The 23,836-nt window shown below is 36.4% G+C and carries 21 protein-coding genes and 1 tRNA gene; 7 read left to right on the top strand and 15 right to left on the bottom strand.

Features of this window, described 5'->3' with window-relative positions; all coding sequences use genetic code 11:
• Window positions 1-54 precede the first annotated feature (54 nt).
• A complete protein-coding gene (locus tag H626_RS0103810) occupies window positions 55-1,506 on the bottom strand; it encodes an alpha-amylase (protein WP_027108157.1) in 1,452 nt (483 codons plus the stop codon).
• Window positions 1,507-1,794: 288 nt separating this feature from the next.
• Between H626_RS0103810 and H626_RS0103805 the strand changes: the two genes are divergently transcribed.
• From H626_RS0103805 to H626_RS0103790, 4 genes are all read left to right on the top strand, one after another.
• On the top strand, window positions 1,795-3,183 hold the full coding sequence (locus H626_RS0103805) for a TrkH family potassium uptake protein (RefSeq protein WP_051237785.1): 1,389 nt from the start codon (window positions 1,795-1,797) through the stop codon (window positions 3,181-3,183).
• A gap of 12 nt (window positions 3,184-3,195) precedes the next feature.
• On the top strand, window positions 3,196-3,867 hold the full coding sequence (locus H626_RS0103800; protein ID WP_027108155.1) for a potassium channel family protein: 672 nt from the start codon (window positions 3,196-3,198) through the stop codon (window positions 3,865-3,867).
• Window positions 3,868-4,118: 251 nt separating this feature from the next.
• Window positions 4,119-4,934, top strand: coding sequence for an aldo/keto reductase family protein (locus H626_RS0103795; RefSeq protein WP_027108154.1), 816 nt, complete (start codon window positions 4,119-4,121; stop codon window positions 4,932-4,934).
• A gap of 100 nt (window positions 4,935-5,034) precedes the next feature.
• The gene (locus tag H626_RS0103790) at window positions 5,035-5,754 is read left to right on the top strand and encodes an alpha/beta hydrolase (RefSeq protein ID WP_027108153.1); all 720 of its coding nucleotides are present in this window, start codon (window positions 5,035-5,037) and stop codon (window positions 5,752-5,754) included.
• Between the two features lie 301 nt (window positions 5,755-6,055).
• Here H626_RS0103790 and H626_RS0103785 read toward each other — a convergent pair whose 3' ends face one another.
• The 14 genes from H626_RS0103785 to dnaA all read right to left on the bottom strand — a co-directional run bounded on the left by H626_RS0103785 (window position 6,056) and on the right by dnaA (window position 21,674).
• Window positions 6,056-6,871 carry a ZIP family metal transporter gene (locus tag H626_RS0103785; RefSeq protein WP_027108152.1) on the bottom strand — a complete coding sequence of 272 codons (816 nt, stop codon included), beginning with the start codon at window positions 6,869-6,871 and terminating at the stop codon, window positions 6,056-6,058.
• Between the two features lie 181 nt (window positions 6,872-7,052).
• Window positions 7,053-7,125, bottom strand: a tRNA-Lys gene (locus tag H626_RS0103780).
• Between the two features lie 53 nt (window positions 7,126-7,178).
• Window positions 7,179-8,558, bottom strand: coding sequence for a replicative DNA helicase (gene dnaB, locus H626_RS0103775; protein ID WP_027108151.1), 1,380 nt, complete (start codon window positions 8,556-8,558; stop codon window positions 7,179-7,181).
• Between the two features lie 189 nt (window positions 8,559-8,747).
• Complete coding sequence (gene rplI / locus H626_RS0103770) at window positions 8,748-9,203, bottom strand: 50S ribosomal protein L9 (protein WP_027108150.1); 456 nt, start codon at window positions 9,201-9,203, stop codon at window positions 8,748-8,750.
• Between the two features lie 19 nt (window positions 9,204-9,222).
• On the bottom strand, window positions 9,223-11,220 hold the full coding sequence (locus H626_RS0103765; protein ID WP_027108149.1) for a DHH family phosphoesterase: 1,998 nt from the start codon (window positions 11,218-11,220) through the stop codon (window positions 9,223-9,225).
• A gap of 221 nt (window positions 11,221-11,441) precedes the next feature.
• Window positions 11,442-11,678 carry a 30S ribosomal protein S18 gene (rpsR, locus tag H626_RS0103760; RefSeq protein WP_027108148.1) on the bottom strand — a complete coding sequence of 79 codons (237 nt, stop codon included), beginning with the start codon at window positions 11,676-11,678 and terminating at the stop codon, window positions 11,442-11,444.
• A gap of 26 nt (window positions 11,679-11,704) precedes the next feature.
• On the bottom strand, window positions 11,705-12,211 hold the full coding sequence (gene ssb, locus H626_RS0103755) for a single-stranded DNA-binding protein (protein WP_027108147.1): 507 nt from the start codon (window positions 12,209-12,211) through the stop codon (window positions 11,705-11,707).
• Window positions 12,212-12,261: 50 nt separating this feature from the next.
• Complete coding sequence (gene rpsF, locus H626_RS0103750; protein ID WP_027108146.1) at window positions 12,262-12,561, bottom strand: 30S ribosomal protein S6; 300 nt, start codon at window positions 12,559-12,561, stop codon at window positions 12,262-12,264.
• A gap of 172 nt (window positions 12,562-12,733) precedes the next feature.
• The gene (gene gyrA, locus H626_RS0103745; protein WP_027108145.1) at window positions 12,734-15,295 is read right to left on the bottom strand and encodes a DNA gyrase subunit A; all 2,562 of its coding nucleotides are present in this window, start codon (window positions 15,293-15,295) and stop codon (window positions 12,734-12,736) included.
• Between the two features lie 44 nt (window positions 15,296-15,339).
• Window positions 15,340-17,277 carry a DNA topoisomerase (ATP-hydrolyzing) subunit B gene (gyrB, locus tag H626_RS0103740; RefSeq protein ID WP_027108144.1) on the bottom strand — a complete coding sequence of 646 codons (1,938 nt, stop codon included), beginning with the start codon at window positions 17,275-17,277 and terminating at the stop codon, window positions 15,340-15,342.
• Between the two features lie 2 nt (window positions 17,278-17,279).
• Window positions 17,280-18,401, bottom strand: a complete 1,122-nt coding sequence (gene recF / locus H626_RS0103735) for a DNA replication/repair protein RecF (RefSeq protein WP_027108143.1) — start codon at window positions 18,399-18,401, stop codon at window positions 17,280-17,282.
• Complete coding sequence (gene yaaA / locus H626_RS0103730; RefSeq protein ID WP_027108142.1) at window positions 18,401-18,640, bottom strand: S4 domain-containing protein YaaA; 240 nt, start codon at window positions 18,638-18,640, stop codon at window positions 18,401-18,403. The genes recF and yaaA overlap by 1 nt, the downstream gene beginning before the upstream one ends.
• A 318-nt stretch (window positions 18,641-18,958) precedes the next feature.
• Window positions 18,959-20,095: a DNA polymerase III subunit beta gene (dnaN, locus tag H626_RS0103725; RefSeq protein WP_027108141.1), complete on the bottom strand. Its 1,137-nt coding sequence runs from the start codon at window positions 20,093-20,095 to the stop codon at window positions 18,959-18,961.
• Between the two features lie 244 nt (window positions 20,096-20,339).
• Window positions 20,340-21,674 (bottom strand): chromosomal replication initiator protein DnaA, encoded by a 1,335-nt coding sequence (gene dnaA / locus H626_RS0103720; RefSeq protein WP_027108140.1) that lies wholly within the window; start codon window positions 21,672-21,674, stop codon window positions 20,340-20,342.
• A gap of 583 nt (window positions 21,675-22,257) precedes the next feature.
• Here dnaA and rpmH point away from each other — a divergent pair.
• From rpmH to yidC, 3 genes are all read left to right on the top strand, one after another.
• On the top strand, window positions 22,258-22,392 hold the full coding sequence (gene rpmH, locus H626_RS0103715; protein ID WP_027108139.1) for a 50S ribosomal protein L34: 135 nt from the start codon (window positions 22,258-22,260) through the stop codon (window positions 22,390-22,392).
• 157 nt (window positions 22,393-22,549) lie between these two features.
• On the top strand, window positions 22,550-22,885 hold the full coding sequence (gene rnpA / locus H626_RS0103710) for a ribonuclease P protein component (RefSeq protein WP_027108138.1): 336 nt from the start codon (window positions 22,550-22,552) through the stop codon (window positions 22,883-22,885).
• Window positions 22,886-22,970: 85 nt separating this feature from the next.
• On the top strand, window positions 22,971-23,810 hold the full coding sequence (gene yidC / locus H626_RS0103705) for a membrane protein insertase YidC (RefSeq protein ID WP_027108137.1): 840 nt from the start codon (window positions 22,971-22,973) through the stop codon (window positions 23,808-23,810).
• The last annotated feature ends 26 nt before the right edge of the window (window positions 23,811-23,836 follow it).

Genomic DNA, 23,836 nt, shown 5'->3' with positions numbered 1-23,836 from the left:
AAAAAAGTCTTGAGGTCAGCTGATTTAGCTGATCCCAAGACTTTTTTTGTTTACTTACTTTTTGATCCATACAGAAATAGATCCCGCACTAACTGGAAAATCTGCTTTTCCAGATTCGTCGATTTCAATTTCTGTTTCGTGATGCCCTAAATAATCATAATAAATTTTTCCCGCATTTTCTTCCCCGACAAACATATTTTTAAACCCTTCTTCACTGTTAGACAGAACCACAGCGCAACCTTCCGGATGCTGTTCATCCCCAGAACGAGTAAAGCCAATACAGTTCGTATGATTTAAATAATTCGTTTGCTCTCCATATGCATATTTACAGCGTACTTTTAGTAGTTTATCAATAGTTTCTTGATGTCGCTCTTGTGTGTCGGGTCCTTTCAATCCATAATAATCCCCATAAAAAACTGTTGGATAGCCGTATGAACTCAATAAGATAACACCGTAAGCTATCGGTTTAAACCAATCGTCTACTGGTGATTCTAGCGATTGACCCGGCTGTGAATCATGGTTATCCACAAATGTCACTGCTTGTTCCGCATACTCTTTATATAAAGTTCCATCAAATAATTGAGGAAGTGAAAATTCATTACCTTTTTTAGAGGCATTAGATAATGCATAGTGGAAACGCACATCCATCAAAGAAATTTTAAATTCACTTCCTTGAAGATACTGTTCTAATTCGCTAGGATCTTGTTCCCAATACTCAGCAACAAAAAAGAACTCTTCCCCAAATTCAGCTCGCACATGTTCAACCAAATCGTGAATAAAATCTTGCCGGATGTGTTTGACAGCATCCAAACGAATGCCATCGATCCCAGTCTCTTTAATGAACCAGGAAATCCATTTTTTTGTTTCCTCGACAACTTCCGGATGCCCATAATCGATATCCGCAAACATCAAATAATCATAATTTCCGAATTCGTTTCCGACTGATTCATCTGGAGCCCATCCTTTACCTTCTCCTTCTATACGAAAAATCCCATCGTCTCCGGTGACATCATCATAATCGACCCCTGAAAAATGATACCAGTGCCATTCAAAATCAGAATACTTCCCATCTCTACCGGGAAAGTCAAAGAAAGTCCAGCCTTCGATTTCATGGGGATCACTAATTTCTTCTTTTCTATTTTCTCGTGAGACTTCGGTCGCATAGAATTTTTCTGTTCCATCTGCTCCCGCTTTATGATTGAGGACCACATCTGCGTATACATGAATATTTTGTTCGTGGAGCGCCTTAATGGCCTCTATTAATTCTTCTTTCGTCCCATATTTTGTGCGCACTGATCCTTTTTGATCAAATTCACCTAAGTCATATAAATCATAAATTCCATAACCGGCATCATCTGTGCTCGTTGATTTAAAACAGGGAGGAATCCATACTGCTGTTATTCCCATTTCTTTCAAATGTATAGCATCGTCTTTTAGTCGTTGCCAATGTTTTCCATCATTTTCTAGATACCACTCAAAATACTGCATCATCGTTCCGTTTCCCATAATAATCCTCTCAATCTTTAGAAACTAATCTGTAGTTCTAATTTGTTTATCCTTCATTTTACCTTTTATAAATACTTCCGGCAAATAAATAGCTCCGCTCTTCTACAAGTTATTCTTCTGAGAGATCCCTATACCGAATCACTCTTTTTACTTTTTATTACTATTTGGTTTACATTTTAGAAAAACAGTCTATAATAAGGGTTTGTTTCCCCTTTTTGAAAATTTTCACTGAAATAATCTGACTAATTACATATTATACAAGCCTCATAAGAAGAAAGGATCATTCTGATGCAAACTGCTTTACAAAAGTTTACTAATTTACCGGTTCCTATAAAAATCATAGTAAGTTTCATATCGGCTGCGTTAATAGGTTCAATAATTCTGTCGCTCCCAATAAGTCAGATACCGACGTCTACGGCGACGTACTTTGATCATCTATTTACTGCAGTTTCTATGGTCGCTGTAACAGGTTTATATTCAGTACCAGTGGCTCATACCTACTCATTATTTGGTCAATTTATTCATCTCTTCTTGTTTCACTTCGGTGGTCTTGGCTTGATTACGATCGTTGCCGCTGTCATCATGCAGTTTGGTAAAAGTGTGAGTATTAAAGATGAAATCACTCTAAAAGAGGCTTTAAATCGTGATAAGTTAACTAACTTTAAACGTTTTCTTCTGTCAGTCATCCGTTATTCGCTGTTAATTGAATTAATTGGTATGACTTTACTCGCTTTCCATTTTGTTCCTGCAATGGGATGGAGAAAAGGACTCTTTACTTCTTTATATCTTGCTGCATCTGCTTTTAATAACGCTGGTTTTGATAATTTGGGTACATTAAGTTTACAACCTTATGTGGCTAATCCCATTATTAATATCGCCGTTCCCTTTTTAATCATCATGGGGGGAATTGGTTTTTCAGTTTGGTTTGATGTCGCACGGAATCTCAAAGAATTTATTATCGATCGAAATATGAAAGGGTGGAAAAAACAATACCGTAAACTTTCTCTCCATTCTCGTTTGGTCTTAAACTGGACGAGTGTGCTTCTATTTATCGGTACTTTCTTATTTTTATTAATTGAATGGAATAATCCTGAATCTATTGGGAAATTATCCATTGCCGGTAAATTTCAAGCTGGATTTTTTCAATCTACTACAATGAGAACAGCTGGTTTTGGAACAATAGACTTTACAACTGTTAGCCTGTCCACTTTAATCATCTTTTGTATATTAATGTTCATCGGGGGTTCTCCTGGTGGGACTGCTGGAGGGGTCAAAACTTCTACTTTTGCTTTGGTAACGAAATTAGTTTCTTCTGAAGTGAAGGGACATAGAAATGTCAATTATAAAAATCATAGCCTTCCAATCGAGTTGATCCGACGAGCATTGGTTATTGTCAGTGTGTTTTTGGGAGTTTTATTTATGGGATTGATCCTGTTGGCATTATTCGATCCGGATGTTCCTTTTGAATACTTGTTTTTTGAAGCCGTATCAGCTTTAGGAACCGTTGGTGTTACTGCAAACTTAACGCCTACGTTATCGCGGATGAGTCAATCCGTTATTATGGTAATGATGTTGATCGGACGTATCGGGCCCATCACAATCTTTACTGCCCTTGGAATGCGACAAAAGAAAAAGAAAGATTTAGTGTATACTTCTGGAAATATATTAATTGGTTAGGAGAGATTAGTTGTGAGTGATAAAATTATTGGTGTATTGGGATTAGGTGTATTTGGATCTACCATTGCAAAAGAGTTAGGTGAAAATGACTACGATGTCATCGCTGTAGACAAAAATCTTGTAGATGTTGAACGTATAGAACCCTACGTAGTTCAAGGTGTTCAGGGCGATTTCAGAAATATTGAATTGCTTAAATCAATTGGATTTGAAAAAGTAGACGTCGCAGTTATCGGTACGGGTTCTAATTTAGAAGCAAGCGTGTTAGGTGTATTAAACTGTCGTAAATTAGGCATCCCTCACATAATAGCTAAAGCAAAAAATAAATCTTTTAAGGAAATCCTTATAGAAATCGGAGCAAGTGAAGTTATTCGTCCTGAAAAAGCAATGGGTGATAAAGTTGCTCGGAATTTGATGCGCAATCACATTCTGGATGTGGTTGAATTAGATGATGAGAACACTATCATTGAGTTCAGACCCCCTATGAAATGGGTGGGTAAAACATTGATGGATTTAGATTTAAGAAAAAAATACAAAATTAATATTATTGGTATGAAAAAAAGCAAGTTTGATTCTATGTCCGTAAACGTTGATCCGAATGCACGTATTACTAAAGACAATATTTTAGTAGCTATTGGAGAATCTAAAACATTTGAGCATTTAGATTATACTAATCAGCTGAAATGATTGTTCAAGCAAAAAGAGAGGCTGCGACAACTGTCGTGGTCTCTCTTTTTGCTTGAGCAGCCCTTTTTTTAACAGTGTCCCGAAATTCAGACTCATCCTTCATTTCACACTGCTACTGGGGGTCACTCTGCTTCTATCGTTTTTTTCTCTTCTTATTTCTATCATTGCATAAAACTAAATCGTTTACATTTTTATCCTTTTGACCTAAACTAAACCTTGTATCAAACAGATTATAAGGAGGATTTTTTTAAATGATGAAAGAAAATGTTTTTGTAATGCACAATGATGTGGAGATTCCTTTAATTGGTTTTGGAACATGGCAAATACCCAATGAGGAAGCTTACGACGCTGTCATGATGGCCCTTAAAAATGGCTATACACACATTGATACTGCACTTGCTTATCATAATGAAGAAAATGTTGGAAAAGCTATCAGAGAATGCAAACAACCCCGCGAAAATATATTTGTGACAAGTAAACTACCTGCTCAGATCAAGGGTTACGAGGAAACACTTTCAGCTTTTGAGGAAACACTAACAAATTTAGGACTAGATTATCTGGATTTATATCTTATCCATGCTCCGTGGCCTTGGAATGAAATTGGAAAAGATTGTACTCAAGAAAATATTCAATCTTGGAAAGCAATGGAAAAATTATATAACGAAGGAAAAATTCGTTCTATTGGTGTTTCAAACTTTTCAATTTCTGATATACAGGCTTTACTGGATAACTGTGAAATTGTTCCAATGGTAAACCAAATACCATTCTATATTGGTCGCGATCAAGAAGAATTGCTTGAATTTTGTAAAAAACATAATATCTTGGTGGAAGCTTATTCTCCGCTTGCTACAGGAGAATTATTAGATGATCCTGAATTACAGGAAATGGCTAAAAAATATGACGTAACTGTCGCACAATTGGCTATCCGTTATTGCTTGGAACGCGGGACTCTTCCCCTTCCAAAATCTACACATGAAAAAAGAATTATTGAAAATAAACAATTAGACTTTAAAATTTCATCAGAAGATGTCAAGACTCTCTCTCATATGAGAGATATACGCAAATAAAAATGGGGTTTGAAAGCTAGATACTGGCTTTCATATTTATAAAGAGTGGCTTTAACATTTTAAGCCGCTCTTTTTTTTATTAGGAGGAACACAGGTGAAAATGAAAACCAAGAAATTATTACGGCTCTTATTCCTTTTATTGCTCCTCATTTTGGGAGGCCTTTTTTATTATTTATCATCCAGTTACGAGCCTTCTTCTGCAGCTCTAAATTCACCAACTGATGCTTCTATTCAATTAGTCGAAGAAGACGATTATATATTGCTTTCTTCAACAATGGAACAAACCAACAGGGGTTTTATATTTTATCAAGGTGGGAAAGTAGAGGAAAAAGCTTATTATCCTCTTCTATCTAGATTGGTCGAAGAAGATATTACTGTATTTCTGTCCAAAATGCCTTTCAATTTGGCAGTCTTTAATGCTGATTTAGCTGAAGAAATCATGACTGATCATCCAAATATAACTGAATGGTTCATTGGGGGCCATTCCTTGGGAGGAGCAATGGCAAGTTCAGTAGCCTATGATCGACCTCATTTATTTGAAGGAGTGATTCTTTTAGGTGCCTATTCTACAAAAGATTTCTCTACTATAGATTTACCCGTCTTATCTATCTATGGGAATCGCGATTTGATACTCAATAAAGACAATTACACTTCGTTTGCAGATGAATCAAACAATTTAAGGCAATTAATCATAGATGGTGGGAATCACGCTCAGTTCGGTGATTATGGTCCTCAGAAGGGGGATGGCGTAGCAACAATCTCCGGAGAAGAGCAACAACGTATTACTACAGTAGAAATCCTTGATTTTATTACTGACTAAAATCTTTTGCCTTGACTAAACGTAGGAAGAGGCTGGGACAAAAGTCCCAGCCTCTAATCATTTTCCAAACATTCCTTTCTAAAACGTGCTCCAAAAAACAGACCCGACGTCCACTTCACGAACACTCTTCGATAGTCTACGACTATCTTTCGAGTATCCGCTCCAGTTGCTGTATTCGTTGACACTTTAGTGGCTTACGGATAGAGTATGCGGAGCTCTATTCGGGTCTGAACGTTTTTTGTCCCACTCTCTTCTTTTTAAAAATCACTTATCTCTTTTCATTTTTGGAGAGCATTCTTTTCTACCCTAGAGCCACATCTAATATCATCATCACTGTAAAACCGATCATTAACCATATTGCTGCTAAGTCCTTATTCCCATTCTCTTGTGAGCCCGGAATAACTTCTTCAGCCGTAACAAAAATCATGGCTCCGGCAGCAAATGTCAATGCGTAAGGTAATAAAGGTTCCATAACCGTGACTAACCATACACCAAGTACGGCAGATATGGGTTCTACGACTCCAGATAATTGACCATACCAAAAGGCTTTTCCTCTTGACATGCCTTCCCTTCTCAATGGCATAGAGACTGCCGTTCCTTCTGGAAAGTTTTGAATTCCCATCCCGATCGCTAAAGTTACAGCACCGGCTACTTGAGCCAAATCATTTCCATACGCCAAACTACCAAATGCAACACCGACTGCGAGACCCTCAGGAATATTGTGCAATGTAATTGCTAATACTAATAAAGTACTCCGGCGAAAACTTTCCGGATGAATCCCTTCTGGACCTTCATCTGTTTCTTCTGGATGCCAATGCGGTAATAGTTTGTCTACTCCCCATAAAAATAAACCACCTGACATAAAGCCAATAGCTGCAGGTATCCACGGAGGTAAGGGACCATCTTCAGCCATTTCAAGAGCAGGAGAAATAAGTGACCAAAAACTAGCCGCGATCATAACTCCACCTGCAAAAGCTAACATAGCGTCCATAATTTTTTGATTGAAAGTTTTAGCAGTAAATACTAAAGCAGCTCCTAAAGCTGTCATGCCCCACGTAAATAATGTTGCTAACAATGCTTGTACCATTGGGCTGGCATTTAAAAACCACTCGACCATTTCCATACTTCCTCTCTTCTACTTTTCGTTTTTCTAATAAAAATTTTCCACTCTTATCATAACATAAAATATTTTCCTCAGCCTACATTTCATCTGCACACCTGGAGTCAATACAAAAAAACCTTTATTGATTCCAGGATAGCTGTCCAAGAAAAAATAAAGGCTAATAGTGATTTGGGTATGGGTTATGAGGGATTCGAACCCCCGACCCGCTGATTAAGAGTCAGCTGCTCTACCTACTGAGCTAATAACCCTATTTATTACCCAATTAGTATACCATTCAAATTAATTTTATTCCAAGTTAATTTTAATTTGGAATTTGATCTTCTGGATAGTAAGCCAACGAACTAAACTTATTGTATTCTTTAACAAAGAGTAATTTTATAGTCCCACGAGCACCACTCCTGTTTTTTTCAACGATCACTTCCACTACATTATCTTCTCCAACGTCTTCCACTTCTTCTTCGCCTTCTTCTTTTCGATAATAATCATCTCTATATAAAAAGGCTACAATATCAGCATCTTGTTCAATTGATCCAGATTCTCTTAGATCACTTAAAATGGGACGTTTATCTTGTCTTTGTTCAACACCACGCGATAATTGAGAAAGAGCAATAACAGGTACTGACAATTCTTTTGCCAATTTCTTTAGTTGCCGTGAAATCGCAGAAACTTCTTGTTGTCTACTTTCACGACCTGATCCTTCAATGAGTTGCAGATAATCTATGACTATTAACCCTATGTTTCCTTGTTCCTGTTTCAATCGCCTACATTTTGCACGAATTTCTGCGGTACGAATACCCGGTGTATCGTCGATGTAGATATTTGCTTTAGATAAGCTCCCCATGGCAACAATCAAACTTTGCCACTCTTCTTCAGTTAAATTTCCGGTTCTTAAATGGGAAGCATGAATACTTCCTTCTGCACAAAGCATACGGTTAACTAATTGTTCTGCTCCCATTTCTAAACTAAATACAGCCACTGTTTCATTTGTTTTCGTACCTATGTTTTGAGCAACATTCAATGCAAAAGCTGTTTTCCCTACACCTGGTCGAGCAGCGAGTATAATTAATTCATCATCATGCAGACCAGCAGTAATTTGATCTAATGCTTTATATCCGGTAGACAATCCAGTAATATCTTCATTATTCTGATACAATTGATCAATTTGAGAAATCGATCGATTTAAAACGTCAGCAATTGGAGTAAATCCATTCTTATTCCTTTTTTCGGAGACTTCAAGAATGTTTTTTTCTGCTTCATCCAGCAAATCGGGAATATTATCCCCTTCTTCATAACCTTTAGTGGCTATATCCGTTGCTGTTTTTATGAGTCGCCTCACAACAGATTTTTCTTCTACTATTTTAGCATAATGTTCAATATTCGCTGCAGTTGGCACGATTACAGCTAAATCGGCTAAGTAAGGCATTCCACCTATATCTTCTATCTGCTTTTTCGATTCGAGGGCATTGGTTATAGTGACCACGTCAATCGCTTCATTTTTTTCATTCAATTCTACCATTGACTGAAAAATCAATTGGTGGGCTCTGCGATAAAAATCTCTTGATTCTATAAATTCCATAGCTGAAATCAAAGCATCCGGATTCAAAAAAACGGATCCCAATACTGCTTGTTCCGCTTCAATGTTCTGAGGTGGAATTCGATCTTGAAATGCTTCTACTACCACAATTTTCTTTCCTTTCCAGAAAAACTTTAGTCAATCCAATTCAATTTCTTCATTATACCTTATTTCATCTTTTATTTTACTTAATTTTCCCATAAAATGCTATAGAATTAACGCGAACACTTGTTCTTTTTTAAAAATCTATAAGAAGAAAGGGATTGATGCTATTTGCCTCAATCCCTTTCTTTATTCTTATTTTTCAGGTAAAACTCGTACAGTAATCTCTGCTGTAACTTCTGGATGAATCTTTACATCCATCTTTTGAGTCCCTACTGTACGCATGGGGACCTTCATATCTATTTTTCTTTTATCCAATTTAATTCCCAACTGTCTCTTAGCCTCTTGAGCTATTTGCTTGGTAGTGACAGAGCCAAACAATCTTCCATCTTCAGCAGACTTTGTGTGAATCTCAATTGCATTTTCCTCTTTTTCAAGAATTCCCTTTATCTCTTGAGCTTCAGCTTTTATTTCAATCTCTTCTCTTTTCTTTGCATTCTTTTTTGCTTGCAATTCACTTACACTTGCAGGAGTAGCTTCTTTTGCCAAATTATTTTTTAAAAGATAATTATTTGCATAACCATCTGCCACATTTTTTATTTCACCTTTTTTACCTTTACCCTTAACATCTTCTAAAAAAATAACTTTCATCAAAAATTCCTCCTGTTAATTAATTATTTTTATATTCATGTAAAGCATCGATCAATTGCTGTTTTACCTCTTCAATTGATTGATCTGAAATTTGTGTGGCTGCATTAGACAAATGTCCACCACCACCCATTTTTTCCATAATACGTTGCACATTTATTTTCCCTAGGCTTCTAGCGCTGATGCCTACAGTTTTACTATCTCTTCTAGTAATAACAAAAGAGGCTTCTACATTCGTCATGGCAAGCATCGTATCCGCAGTTTGAGCTGCTACTACTGGATGATATAGAACATCTTCATTTCCATGGGCGATTGCATAGTTTTCTTCAACGAATTCCATTGTTTCTATTAAATGACTTCGTTTTAAATATACTTCAGGATCTTCTTTTAGCATCCGTTGAATCAAGGTACTATTCGCACCCACCGATTGGAGATAACTAGCCGCATCAAATGTACGAGAACCTGTACGAAGCGAAAAATTATTTGTATCAACAATAATTCCTCCCAAAAGTGCCGTTGCCTCGATTTTATTGATGGGGTCTCCCTCAGTAGGGACATATTCAAATAATTCAGTAATCAATTCAGCTGTGGAGGATGCATAAGGCTCAATATAGACTAGTAATGGACTATCAACAAATTCTTCGCCACGACGGTGATGATCAATGACCATATTTTTCTTCGTTTTCTTCAGTAAATTTGGAGCAATCGACATCGAAGGTTTGTGATGGTCAACCAGAACAATTAAGCTTTCCGGTGTTACCATTTCTTCTGCCACTTCTGGCGATATGATATATCGGCTAATTTGACTATCTTTTTCGATTTCTGCCATTAGCTTGGTAACATCTGCACCTAAGTCTTCTTTATCAATAACGATCCAGCAGGCTTTGTGATGCATTTTTGCAATCCGTTGGATCCCTAAAGAAGAACCAATCGCATCCATATCAGGATTTTTATGTCCCATAACAAAAATATTATCAGTTTCAAGCATTATATCTTGCATTGCTTGACTAATCATTCTTGAACGGACACGCGTTCTTTTTTCCATAGGATTTGTTTTGCCACCATAATAACGAGGATCACCATCAATTGGTTTGACAACTGCCTGGTCACCACCACGTCCTAATGCTAAATCAAGGTTGTTTTGAGCTAAATCTGCTAGCTGATCAAATGTAGCACTTCCATAAGTGAGACCAATACTAATTGTTAATGGAAGATTTCTCTTAGAAGTTCTTTCACGTATGTTGTCGATTATGCTGAAGCGCTCGTTTTCCATACGTCTCAATTCTTTGCGGTCCATTAATAAGAAGTAACGATCGTCGGATATTCTCTTATAAAATATTCCATGTTGTTTTCCCCAATTTGATAAATAGGTTGTCAGCATGTTATCAAAGCTGGATACAGCACGGTCATCTAATCCTTGTGTCAGTTCATCGTAATTATCAAAGAAAAGATAACCGATAACCGGCCGATCTTCTTCATATCTCTCTTTGATTTGAGCATACTCTGTAACATCCATAAGATAGATTACATGAATATCATTTTGAGCATGGACCTGATATATTTTTTCGTTCCATCTTATTGTATACATATCTGTCTCTTTAACATTTTCAAGTTCTCTGTATAAATCCTCATCAATATCTTTTAACTTTCGTCCTACTATTTCGTTATCTGAAAGTTCTGTTAACATATAAGGATTCACCCAATCAACATCACCCTCATTATTTAACATTAAGATCCCTATCGGCATTTTTATCAACGCCTCTTGTTCTCCTCTTTTAATGCGGTAAGAAAGGTTCAAAATATATTGATTGATTTCATAAAAGAATTCTTCGCTTGCATTTTTAAAAAATAGTAAAGATAGAATAAACAAAAGCACGAGAATAAAACCGAGAGGAATACTTACAAAAAAACTAAACAAAATCGCAAAAATTTGAGCGATCAAAAAAATAACTCCCATATTTCTTAGTTTTTGATTATCAATAAACCTCGGGAGTTTCTCATCAGATATATTTTTATTCATACTTTCTCCTTTTCTCGCTTCAAGCATTAGCCTTATTTTAACATGATTAAGAGGGATAATCTACATTTCATATTTACCTCTTTACTTATACTTTTTTAAGCAAGCAAAAGTTTTTTTAAATTGTTTCACGTGAAACAATTTAAAAAACGAACTCCTAAAAAACAAGAAAGAGGAGCTGGATTAAATCGCTATCCAAGCCCCTCTTTTTTGTTTTTATTCTATTATTCTCCAGTTACGAATGGTAATAATGCCATAATACGCGCACGTTTGATTGCTTTAGTTAATTTACGTTGGTTTTTAGCATACGTCCCAGTCACACGACGTGGTAAGATCTTGCCTCTTTCAGAAATAAAACGTTTCAAAAGATCAACATCTTTGTAGTCTATATGTTCAATATGGTTCGCTGCAAAAAAGTCAACTTTCCGGCGTTTCTTTCCGCCTCTACGTTGTTGAGCCATTTCATTATCCTCCTTTTACAAATAAATCAGAATGGTAAGTCGTCATCCGAGATGTCGATTGGATCTCCACTTTTTTCAAATGGATCACTATCGAAATTCGGAAAGTTTTGATTTCCAGGAGCTTTGTTATCAGAATTTTGTTTAACATTATTGGTACTATTCGATTGATTGCTGGAATTTCCATCTGCTTGTTGCGCACGACGTTCAGTAACGGATTTAGGTTCTAACATCGAGAAATTTTCACAAACTACTTCTGTCACATAAACCTTTTGTCCATTTGCATTTGTGTAGTTACGTGTTTGAATACGTCCTTGAACACCAATCAATGAACCTTTACGTGTGAAGTTTGCAACTGTTTCTGCTGTTTTTCTCCAAGCCACAACGTTTACAAAATCTGTATCTCTTTCTCCACTTGCATTCGTAAATGGACGATCTACAGCTATTGAAAAAGTTGAAACGGCAGTGCCGTTAGACGTATAGCGTAATTCAACATCTCGAGTTAATCTTCCAACTAGTACAACATTATTTATCAAACTGTTCTGCTCCTTCCTTAAATTGTTTCACGTGAAACAATGGAACTTAATTAGTCTTCTTCGCGGACGATCATATGACGCAAAATGCTTTCGCTGAATTTAGCTAGACGCTGAAATTCATTGATTGCTTGTGCATCGTTTGCGCTGAGTTTAACTAAATGATAAACTCCTTCGCGGAAACCTTTGATTTCATATGCAAAGCGACGTTTCGCCCAGTCTTTTGATTCAGTAATTTCAGCTCCGTTATCTTTAAGGATAGTATCAAAACGATCTACTAATTCCTTTTTTGATGCTTCATCCATATCTGGACGGATAATATATAAAATTTCGTATTTAGCTGTTTGACTCATCTTTGACTGTCACCTCCTTATGGACTTTGGCCCTTCTATTAAGAGAGAAGAGCAAGGAGAGTATTCTATGTTTTAATAGATTACTCACTTCAAAACATGTTATCATACTCTCCCGTTTTGTGCAAGGATCAATCTAAGTTTGACCTTAAACTTCGCCCTACTTTCACACTTCTTATTCTTCCTCTACTTGATTTTCTTCGGCCTTTTCGATTGATTCTTCTGTTTTTTCAAGGGGCTCTGTATATTCTGATACGGCTTCTTCAGAATTGGATTCTTTGATCCCTTCTTCCTCCTCATCAGCAGGTTCAACAACTGCTAATGTTGAGACTTTATAGCCTTCTTCAATTCTTATTAAACGGACGCCTTGAGTATCACGGCCTGTTCTGGAAATATTTCCAACTTGGAAACGGATAATAACTCCACCATCTGTCATTAACATTATATCTTCTTCACCAGTAACGGTTGTCAACCCAATGATGGGTCCATTTTTTTCTGTTATATGTGCAGTTTTAACACCCTTACCACCACGGCTACGAATATTGTATTCTTTAGCTGGTGTACGTTTCCCGTAACCTCTTTCTGTTATAACTAATACTTCTGAATCAGGATCGAGAATACTCATCCCTACGACATAATCATCTTTTCGCAAACGAACTCCTCGTACTCCAGTAGCTGACCTTCCCATACTGCGGACATCTTTTTCGTGGAAACTCACAGCATAACCTAAATGTGTCCCAATGATGATGTGTTGATCCCCGTTTGTAGATGTTACATCAATTAATTCATCGTCATCTTTCAGTACAATTGCTTTTAGACCACTTGTCCGGATATTGGCAAATTGATTGAATGCTGTTCGTTTCACAGTCCCTTTGCGGGTAGTGAAGAATAATTGTTCTTCCTCACTTATTTCACCACGCATATTAATGATTGCTTGAATACTCTCTCCTGGATCGATTCCTAGGAAATTGATTGCTGGAATCCCTTTCGCTGTGCGTCCGTACTCAGGAATTTCGTATCCTTTTGCTTTATATACTTTACCAGTATTGGTAAAGAACAATAATAAATCATGCGTAGAGCAGGTGACCAAGGTTTCAACAAAATCGTCATCATTTGTTTTCATTCCTTTTACCCCGCGTCCTCCACGGTTTTGAGTTTTAAACTCATCAACTTGCATGCGTTTCATGTATCCATTATGAGTAAGTGTAACAACTATATCTTGTTCCTCGATCAGGTCCTCATCTTCAATACTCAAGGCTTCCCCAATCAACAATTCAGTTCTACGGTCATCTCCAAATTTTTCTTGAATTTCAATTAATTCAGTATAAATAATTTCATTTATTCGCTCTGGTCGAGAAAGAATATCAGCAAGATCAGAAATCAAAGAGACCAAATCTTGGTATTCACCTTCAATTTTATCTCTCTCCAAACCAGTTAAGCGTACCATTCTCATATCTAAGATAGCCTGTGCTTGGCGTTCTGATAAAGAGAAACGCTCAATTAATGTCCCCTTAGCTTCTTCACCGTTTTTGGAACTACGAATAATGGAGATGATTTCATCAATATGATCCAATGCTATACGCAAACCTTCTAAAATATGCGCACGCGCTTCTGCCTTGCGTTTATCGTAGCGCGTTCTTCGCGTGATAACTTCCACTTGATGTTCAAGATATTTTTCTAAAAATGTTTTTAATCCTAGAACTTTAGGAATACCATCGACAATAGCAAGCATATTAAAACCAAAAGAGGTTTGCATCGGTGTCAGCTTATATAAATTATTTAAAATAACTCCCGCTGAAGAGTCTTTTCTCACATCGATTACGACACGCATGCCATCCCGATCTGATTCGTCATTTAAATCCGTGATGCCCTCAATACGTTTGTCTCGAGCTAATTCAGCTATCTTCTCGACTAGTTTCGCTTTATTGACTAGATAGGGCAGTTCATGTACAAGAATCCGCTCACGGCCATTTTTGAGGGTTTCTATGGTCGCTTTTGCACGAACTTGAATAGATCCTCTCCCTGTTTCGTAAGCTTTTCTAATTCCTGACTTTCCTAAAACGATTCCGCCAGTTGGAAAATCAGGACCCGGGATAGCTTCCATCAATTCCGCTGTAGTTGCTTCACTATTTTCCATCAAAATACGTAACCCATCAATAATTTCAGTTAAATTGTGGGGAGGAATATTGGTTGCCATTCCTACTGCAATTCCAGAAGCACCATTCACTAATAAGTTAGGAAAACGTGCTGGTAAGACAACGGGTTCTTTTTCATTTCCATCATAATTATCGCGATAATTAACGGTATCTTTATTAATATCACGTAACATTTCCATTGCCATTTTACTCATTCTGGCTTCAGTATACCGCATTGCTGCAGCACTATCGCCATCTATTGAACCAAAGTTCCCATGTCCATCTACTAAAGGGTAACGGAAACTAAAGTCTTGAGACATACGCACCATAGATTCATAGATAGCACTATCTCCATGAGGATGATATTTCCCCATTACATCCCCAACAATACGAGCTGATTTCTTATGTGCTTTATCTGGAGTGATACCTAATTCGTTCATACCATATAAAATTCTGCGGTGAACAGGTTTTAATCCATCTCGGACATCTGGTAATGCACGTGAAACGATAACACTCATAGCGTATTCTAAAAATGAATTACGCATTTCTTTTGATAGATTAATACCTTCTACCCTTTGATCATTCGAGTATTCATCTGCCATTCTTTTAAAATCCTCCTCTTTGACCTTTTACATGCACCCAATATTTAAATATCGATATTTTGAACATATTTTGCATTATCTTCAATGAATTGACGTCTTGGTTCGACAGTTTCACCCATCAACATCTCAAATACTTCATTTGCTTCAATTGCGTCATCGATTGTAACTTGCAGCAGTCTCCTGTTTTCAGGATTCATTGTTGTGTCCCATAACTGTTCAGCATCCATTTCTCCTAAACCTTTATACCGTTGGATTGAAGGCTTTGGACTTGCCGGAATAGATTTGAGATATTCTTCCAGTTCTGCCTCCGTATCTAGATAAACTTCTTTTTTACCTTGTTTTACTTGATACAAAGGAGGTTGCGCAATATACACGAATCCAGCTTCTACTGCTGGACGCATGAACCTGTAAAACAGAGTCAATAATAGGGTCCGGATATGAGCTCCATCTACATCCGCATCTGTCATAATGATCAATTTATGGTAACGTGCTTTCGCTGCTTCGAATTCTTCACCAAAACCAGTTCCCATTGCTGTAAATAATGCTCGTATTTCTTCATTGGCCAAAATTCTGTCCAAAGAAGCTTTTTCTACGTTCAAAATTTTCCCACGAATCGGTAAAATAGCTTGAAACTTACGTGATCGTCCTTGTTTAGCAGAACCTCCCGCAGAATCTCCCTCAACTATAAAAATTTCGCTTTTTTCTGGATCTTTGGAAGAACAATCGGCCAATTTCCCCGGTAAGTTACTGATTTCTAAACCACTTTTCTTTCGTGTTACTTCCCGCGCACGTTTAGCCGCCATTCTTGCTTTTGCTGCAAGAATACCTTTTTCCACTATTTTCTTTGCTATTGACGGATTTTCAACTAAGAAACGGTCAAAATGGGAAGAAAAAAGTCGATCCGTTATCGTACGTACTTCAGAATTTCCTAATTTTGTTTTTGTTTGTCCTTCGAATTGAGGATCGGGATGTTTGATACTTAATACAACCGTTAGGCCTTCACGAACATCTTCACCTGTTAAGTTTTCATCATTTTCTTTAAGTATCTTTTTTCTTCTGGCATAGTCATTGAGTATACGAGTTAAAGCTGTCTTAAATCCTGATTCATGCGTACCACCTTCATACGTATGGATATTATTAGCAAAACTCATAAGCAATGTATGGTAGCCATCTGTATGCTGTAAAGCTACTTCAACAGTAATCCCTTCTTGTTCGCCTTCTAAGTGGATCGGGTCTTCATACAAAACTGTTTTAGTCTTATTTAAGTGTTCAACGTAACTCTTGATCCCACCCTCATAATAATAAGCTTTTACTTTTTCTTGCCCTTCTCTTTTGTCTTCAATAGAGATATTAAGGCCACGATTCAAGAAAGCTAATTCACGTATACGGATAGCTAATTTATTAAAATCAAATTCAATTGTTTCTTTAAAAATTTCTGTATCAGGCATGAAATGTACGACTGTTCCGTGACGTTCAGTTTCGCCGGTTACTGTAAGTTCTGTAACTACGGCTCCACGTTCATAACGTTGAGAATAGACTTTCCCCTCTTTATGCACGCTGACTTCCAAATACTCAGATAGAGCATTAACAACAGAAGAACCAACTCCGTGTAATCCTCCAGATACTTTATACCCTCCACCGCCAAATTTTCCTCCAGCGTGTAAGATCGTGAAAACTGTTTCTACAGCAGGACGACCTGTTTTTTGTTGAATATCTACAGGGATTCCACGTCCATCATCTATAACTGTCACACTTCCATCTGATTCAATAATGATTTGAATAGTATCCGCAAATCCAGCCATTGCCTCATCGATAGAATTATCTACTATTTCCCAAACTAAGTGATGTAGGCCTTCTGCACTTGTCGACCCGATATACATTCCCGGTCTTTTTCTAACTGCTTCAAGACCTTCCAAAACCTGAATTTGGCTGGCGTCATATTCTCTCGCTAGTTCTGCTCTGTTTAATGTTTCATCTACCACGCTTATTCACTCTCCATTTCTACCTGACCATCTGTTATGCGAAAAATCTTTGGGACATCGATCAGTTTATGTTTAATTCCACTTAAACTGGTGGTTGTTAAAAAAGTTTGTACTTTATTTTGAATTGCTTTGAGTAGATGTGTTTGTCTCTCATCATCTAATTCAGATAAAACATCGTCTAAAAGCAATAAAGGATATTCTCCTGTCATTTCTTTCATCAAATCGATTTCGGCTAATTTTATACTTAATGCTGTCGTCCGTTGTTGCCCCTGCGAACCATATGTTTGGACATTTTTTTCATTAACATAAAAAAGCATATCATCGCGATGAGGACCTGCTAAAGTTGTCCCTTGTTCACGTTCTCTTTTTTTGATTTTTTTAAAATTGTTGATCAAATCTGTAAAGAGTTGATCTTTATCTGTTTCAGACTGTACACTAACGGAACTTTGATAATGAATGGTCAATTCTTCTTTATGGCTAGAAATTTCACTATGAATGGGTCGAGCCCACGTTTCTAACCTTTTTGTGAATCGATACCTTTCTTTTAGAACTTCTGCCCCTTCAAGAGAAAGTTGTTCAGTCAAAATATCCAGAAAAACTTCATCCACTTTTCTACCTTGTTTGATTTGTTTTAAATAGTGATTCCGCTGCTTTAAAATCTTCTGGTATTGAACCAAATGATGTAGGTAGATCCCACTCATTTGTCCCATTTCCATATCAAGAAATTTTCTTCTCACAGAAGGCGATCCCTTGACTAAAGACAAATCTTCAGGAGCAAACAAAATCACATTCAAGTGACCAATATAGTCACTCAATTTTTTTTGTTCTAAATGATTAAATCGAGCTTTTTTTCCTTTTTTGGAAAGCACTATCTCTAATGGGAAAGAACTATTCTTCTTTTGCACTCGGCCACTTATTTTAGCAAAATCAGCTTGCCAGCGAATCAATTCTTTGTCGTTTGTTGTTCGATGACTACGAGACATAGCCAATACGTACAAACTTTCCATCAGATTGGTTTTTCCCTGCGCATTCTCCCCTAAAAAAATATTTATTCCATTTGAAAAAGAAACTTCCACTTTTTCATAATTTCGATAATTTTTAAGTTCAATCGCCTCTAAAAACATTAAATTTCCGGCTCATTGTCAAGCGCTGTCTGCACAATAAATTTACCTTCTTCAGGAATTTCAACAATTGTTCCTGAATAGAGTTTTTTTCCTCGTCTATTTTCCAATTCTCCATCAACAAAAATAGGATAAGTTTCTAAGTATGGACGCGCCATACCTCCACTCTGAATAATATTCGCATGTTTTAAAAATTGACCTAACGTTATAAACTCCTCTTTTATATAAATTATTGTTTCCATTTTTTCGACTCCTCAATAAAATAAGCGTGGATTTTTTTGTCCACGCAAATTATTTATTTGGTACCTTTATTATACTTCATTGACCATATTTTATCAAACTAAGTCTGAAATTTGGTAGTTACAGTGAGTTTTGTCATAGATTCGACTAAACCCCTTTGCTCTGATTAAAATAGCTTAAACGATAAAAATAAGCTGTTAAAGAAATAATGCTATTTTCAGAAATTTTCATAAAAAAATAAAAAACTCTCCATTTATTCAAGATTCTTTCACCTCTTAAATAAATGGAGAGCAAACACTATATCAGGTTTTTAGTATTATTTAGGCTGTGCGAATCGGGGTGATCAATTGAATAAACTCACGATTGTCTTCACTAGGTACTAAAACAAATGGACGGAGTGGAGAAATAAGATGTAACGTTATTTCTGCTGGTCCAAATGTATTTAATGCATCTTTCATATAGTCAGGATTAAAAGATAACTCTAGTGGTTCTCCTTTAATTGAATTAAAGGCAACTTGTTCTTGAACTTTTCCGACTTCAGGAGAGTTCCCCGAAATTTCTACACTATTATCTTTAACAGTTAATTTGACTACATTATTTTTACCTTCATGCGAAAGAAGAGAAGCTCTTGTAACGGCTCCTAAGAATGTTGTCGCATCTAGTGTGATTTGGGTTGCTGAATTTTCAGGAATCAAACGAGAGGTATCCGGATAATTGCCTTCAAGTAAACGAGAATAGAAAAAAGTATTGGTGGTTTTAAATAAAACCTGGTTATCTGTAATAAACATTTCAAAATCGTCTAATTGATCATCTAAAATCCGTGAAAGTTCTTGCAGACTTTTTCCAGGGATCACTATATTGTATTGTTTTCCCTGATCTGTTTCTAAAGGAATGATTCTTTGACTTAAACGATGGCTGTCAGTTGCGACTGCTTTTAGTTGATTTTCATTGATCGTCAAATTGACCCCAGTTAAAATGGGGCGGCTCTCATGAGAAGATACCGCAATGACAGTTTGTTTAATTACTTGTTTAAATAAACGAACAGGTAGTTTGAAAGCCTCTTGTGAGTCGATTTCAGGCAATCTAGGATAATTGTTTGCATCTAATCCATTTATCGTAAATGCAGAAGAAGATGATGTAATGGCAGTTTGAAAACGATCCAATACTTCTAGGGTAAAGGTATCATCTGGTAATTTTTTAACAATATCACTGAAAAAACGAGCAGGTTGCAAAACAATTGCTCCGGTAGATTCGATTACCAATTCTGCTGCTTCATCTGTAGAAGAAATAGTTGTTTCTATAGAAATGTCTCCATCACTACCCACTAATTTTAATCCTTCATCATTCGCTTCTAGTTTTATTCCTGTCAAAATAGGAATAGTCGTTTTAGAAGAAATAGCTAATTGTACATCTGCTAAACTTTTTAAAAATACAGTACGTTTTATTGTAAATTTCATTTTTTACCCTCCGATAATCAGTATATAGTGATAGTATAACAGAATTTTTATTGTATTAATATTTATAGAGTAATACTAGTAATAGTAGTAGGGCCTGTGGATACTGTGGAGAACAGGAAAATTCTTTGCATAGCAAGGTTATCCACTTGTGTATAACCTGTTCAAAAAGTTGTGCACAAATAGCACAGTTATACACAGACTTCTTTTCACACTAAAATACGAAAAAGTCCAACTCTCTCGTTTTTTATGAGAGAGTTTTTTTGATTTGTCCAATTTCTTGTTTCAACTGTGCATCATTTTTAATTGATTGAACAATTTTTTCATAAGCGTGAATAACTGTCGTATGATCCTTGCCACCAAATTCTTGACCAATTTTGGGTAGAGAAGAGGAAGTCATTTCTCTCGATAAGTACATCGCTATTTGACGAGGCATAACGATTGAACGCACACGCTTTTTACCTTTTAAATCACTGATAGGAATTTGATAAAATTTACTGACTGCTTGCTGAATAGACTGTATGGTGATCGATTTTTTCTTGGAGTTCGGTAACATACTCTTCAATGCATCAGCGGCTAGACTGGTTGTAATTTCATTGTTTTCAATAGCAGCATAGGCTTGTACGCGAACTAGAGCTCCTTCAAGTTCACGAATATTCGAGTCAATTTGACCAGCAATATAACTCAAAGCGTCATTAGGGATCTCTAGCCTTTCTGCGTTTGCTTTTTTACGCAAAATGGCTATGCGTGTTTCTAAATCAGGAGGGGTAATATCAACGGATAATCCCCATGCAAAGCGAGAAACCAAGCGTTCTTGAAGTTTAGGGATTTCATTTGGTAATCGGTCACTTGTTAAGACAATTTGTTTTCTTTCATCATATAAGGCGTTGAATGTATGAAAGAATTCTTCTTGCGTTCCTTCTTTATCTGCAAAAAATTGAATATCATCCACTAAAAGCAAATCGACACTGCGATAATCTCTTCGAAATTGCTCTTGTGTCTTATTTTGAATGGAATTAATAAAATCATTTGCAAAACTTTCGCTTGAAACATATTTTACTTTTGCATCTGGTCTTAGACTCAACATTTGATGACCGATCGCGTGCATCAAGTGAGTTTTTCCCAATCCAACGCCCCCATAAAAGAAGAGAGGATTGTAAATAGTTCCCGGTTCCTCCGCAACCACTAAAGCAGCTGCATGAGCCATTTGATTACCTTTTCCAATAACGAATGTGTCGAAAGTGTATTTATCATTTAATGGACTCGGACGTTTTGAACTGGGTAAAGAATTCACTTCTTGATTTAATGAACTGGTTTCCTTGCGCGCATCTTGTTCTTCTTTTGTAATAAAGGTAGGAGTGACCTCTCTACCTAAAAACTCATATAGAAATTCAACTGTTCGTGTAGCCAAATTATTCTTCCAATATTCTTTATGCAAAGAGGAGGGGACTTCAATTAAAATAGTTTGCTCAGAAAGGGAAACGATTGAAGCACTTGAAATCCAAGTATCAAAACTGACTTTGGATAATGATTCTTGAAATTGTTCTTGTAAATAATTCCATGCGGATGTTAAATCGTTCATAATTTTCCTCCTTTGAAAGGGTGCTTTTTTATTTTAGCACGCATGAAAGAAGTTTTCCACAGATTATTTCAGGTGTGCATAAATAATCCCAAGGGTGTGGTTAAAGTTATCCACAACTCATAGGGGAGATGTGCATAACTTAGAGTTGGAAAACTCGTAAAGCTAGATTGTGGATAAACAAAAAGAAACAGAGCCTTTTGTGAAGGTGCGAAAACTAGTTATCCACAAAGCTAACAAAATAAAAAGACGGGGAAGTCCACAGCCTTTGGATTGTGGATAAGGAGGTGGAGGAACCGGTGGATAAAAAAATAGAAAGCGAAAGTTTACACAAGGTTGTGGATAAATGTTAAGATAATAAAAGAAAGAATCTTTCTAATACAATTGTGGATAAACTTTTAAAAAAGGGAACGTTCGGAGAAATAAGGATTTAAAACATTACCGAGGTATTCACATTTATATTATTAAAAAAGATGATTTAACATTAGCTTGACAAAGTGCTCTCTTTTTCTTTATAATGACAAAGTCTGTCTAAGCAAAATAGTCAGAGTGAGCCAGTCAAGATTTCAGGAGGTGTAATTAAATTATGAAAAGAACTTATCAACCAAAAAAACGTCAACGTAAAACAGTTCATGGTTTCCGTAAAAGAATGAGTACAAAAAATGGTCGTCGAGTAATTCAAAGTAGACGCCGTAAAGGTAGAAAAGTATTGTCTGCATGATCACTGACCGTCTCAGTGGTCTTTTTTTTCTTTTAGTTAGTTGTTTAATCTATTCAATAGAGTTATATCTTCACTACATCAAGAGACAGACGAAAAGTGTAACTAATAGATTGGAATTAGACGCTAAGCAGGAGTATTTTTAAAGGTGTGAGAGTGAGTGAAGAAAGCTTATCGAGTAAAAAAAGAAGCTGATTTTCAAGAAGTATTTCATCAAGGAAAATCGACTGCAAATCGTCAATTTGTGGTTTACGTTTTAAATAAACCAAACCAATCTCACTTTCGAGTCGGTATTTCGGTAGGGAAAAAAATTGGAAATGCGGTAGTACGTAACGCTGTAAAACGAAAAGTACGACAAAGTTTATCCGAAATGAAGGATATGCTTAAAAAAGACGTAGATTTTATAGTGATTGCCAGGAAACCAGCAGCTTCCATGACAATGAATGAAGTAAAAAGTAGTTTGCAACATGTATGCAAACTCGCAAAATTAATTTAAGAAAAAGAGTGGTTGTGTTTGGTTAAACAGATACAAGCCACTCCTTTTTCTGAATAAGTAAATAGGTTAACAAGGGGGGATCTTTGTGAAAAAACATAAGCGATTGCTTTTAACAGTTGGTTTACTTGCGGTAATGGTGTTCCTCTCAGCCTGTTCTTCAGAACCTATTACAGCTGACAGTACAGGGTTTTGGGATGGAGGAATCATATACGGATTTTCTCGCACAATCATTTGGCTTTCTGAATTTTTCGGAGGAAATTATGGAATTGGTATTATTCTCTTTACCATGATCACACGTATTATTCTTTTACCACTGACTCATTTCCAAACAAAAAGTATGCGGAAAATGGGAGACGTAAATCCTAAGTTACAAGATTTAAAACAAACATATTCTTCGAAAGATACCGAAACGCAAGAAAAGTTAAAAGAAGAGACGGCTAAGGTATATGAAGAAGCGGGTGTCAATCCCTATATGGGTTGTTTGCCTTTAGTTGTTCAAATGCCAGTCTTGATTGCTCTTTATCAAGCAATCAGCCGGACTGAAGTCTTAAGTAGTGGAAACTTTTTATGGGTAAACCTAGGAGAAACAGATCCTTATTTCATTTTGCCTGTATTAGCTGCTTTGTTTACATTAGCCAATTCTAAATTAACAAGCATGGCTAGTGCTCAGCAACAAGGTGGAGCCTTAATGACTTATATTGCTCCGTTGATGATTTTGTTCATCAGTATGACTTTACCAAGTGCTTTAGCTCTCTATTTTGTAACGAGTAATGCTGCTTCTGTTGCGCAGACAATGGCATTAAACAACCCGTTTAAAATTAGAAAAGAGAGAGAAGAAAAAGAAGAACAAATGCGTGAGGCTGAGAGACAAAGAAAACGGGCCTTGAGAAGAGCGCAAAAAACAAAAAGAAATGTGAAAAAATAATTCTTTTTCTACTTTCTATCTTTTTT

The organism is Lacticigenium naphthae DSM 19658 (genome assembly GCF_000425865.1).
GTDB lineage: Bacteria > Bacillota > Bacilli > Lactobacillales > Carnobacteriaceae_A > Lacticigenium > Lacticigenium naphthae.
The sequence above is the reverse complement of the archived record's forward strand: the minus strand, read 5'-3'. Positions and strand labels throughout refer to the sequence as shown.

What these genes read in the sequence shown, in the direction of transcription:
- H626_RS0103810 (WP_027108157.1), bottom strand. Translation starts at nt 1,506, where the DNA reads ATGGGAAACGGAACGATGATGCAGTATTTTGAGTGGTATCTAGAAAAT.
- H626_RS0103805 (WP_051237785.1), top strand. Translation starts at nt 1,795, where the DNA reads ATGCAAACTGCTTTACAAAAGTTTACTAATTTACCGGTTCCTATAAAA.
- H626_RS0103795 (WP_027108154.1), top strand. Translation starts at nt 4,119, where the DNA reads ATGATGAAAGAAAATGTTTTTGTAATGCACAATGATGTGGAGATTCCT.
- H626_RS0103790 (WP_027108153.1), top strand. Translation starts at nt 5,035, where the DNA reads ATGAAAACCAAGAAATTATTACGGCTCTTATTCCTTTTATTGCTCCTC.
- H626_RS0103785 (WP_027108152.1), bottom strand. Translation starts at nt 6,871, where the DNA reads ATGGTCGAGTGGTTTTTAAATGCCAGCCCAATGGTACAAGCATTGTTA.
- rplI (WP_027108150.1), bottom strand. Translation starts at nt 9,203, where the DNA reads ATGAAAGTTATTTTTTTAGAAGATGTTAAGGGTAAAGGTAAAAAAGGT.
- H626_RS0103765 (WP_027108149.1), bottom strand. Translation starts at nt 11,220, where the DNA reads ATGAATAAAAATATATCTGATGAGAAACTCCCGAGGTTTATTGATAAT.
- rpsR (WP_027108148.1), bottom strand. Translation starts at nt 11,678, where the DNA reads ATGGCTCAACAACGTAGAGGCGGAAAGAAACGCCGGAAAGTTGACTTT.
- rpsF (WP_027108146.1), bottom strand. Translation starts at nt 12,561, where the DNA reads ATGAGTCAAACAGCTAAATACGAAATTTTATATATTATCCGTCCAGAT.
- gyrA (WP_027108145.1), bottom strand. Translation starts at nt 15,295, where the DNA reads ATGGCAGATGAATACTCGAATGATCAAAGGGTAGAAGGTATTAATCTA.
- recF (WP_027108143.1), bottom strand. Translation starts at nt 18,401, where the DNA reads ATGTTTTTAGAGGCGATTGAACTTAAAAATTATCGAAATTATGAAAAA.
- yaaA (WP_027108142.1), bottom strand. Translation starts at nt 18,640, where the DNA reads ATGGAAACAATAATTTATATAAAAGAGGAGTTTATAACGTTAGGTCAA.
- dnaN (WP_027108141.1), bottom strand. Translation starts at nt 20,095, where the DNA reads ATGAAATTTACAATAAAACGTACTGTATTTTTAAAAAGTTTAGCAGAT.
- dnaA (WP_027108140.1), bottom strand. Translation starts at nt 21,674, where the DNA reads ATGAACGATTTAACATCCGCATGGAATTATTTACAAGAACAATTTCAA.
- rpmH (WP_027108139.1), top strand. Translation starts at nt 22,258, where the DNA reads ATGAAAAGAACTTATCAACCAAAAAAACGTCAACGTAAAACAGTTCAT.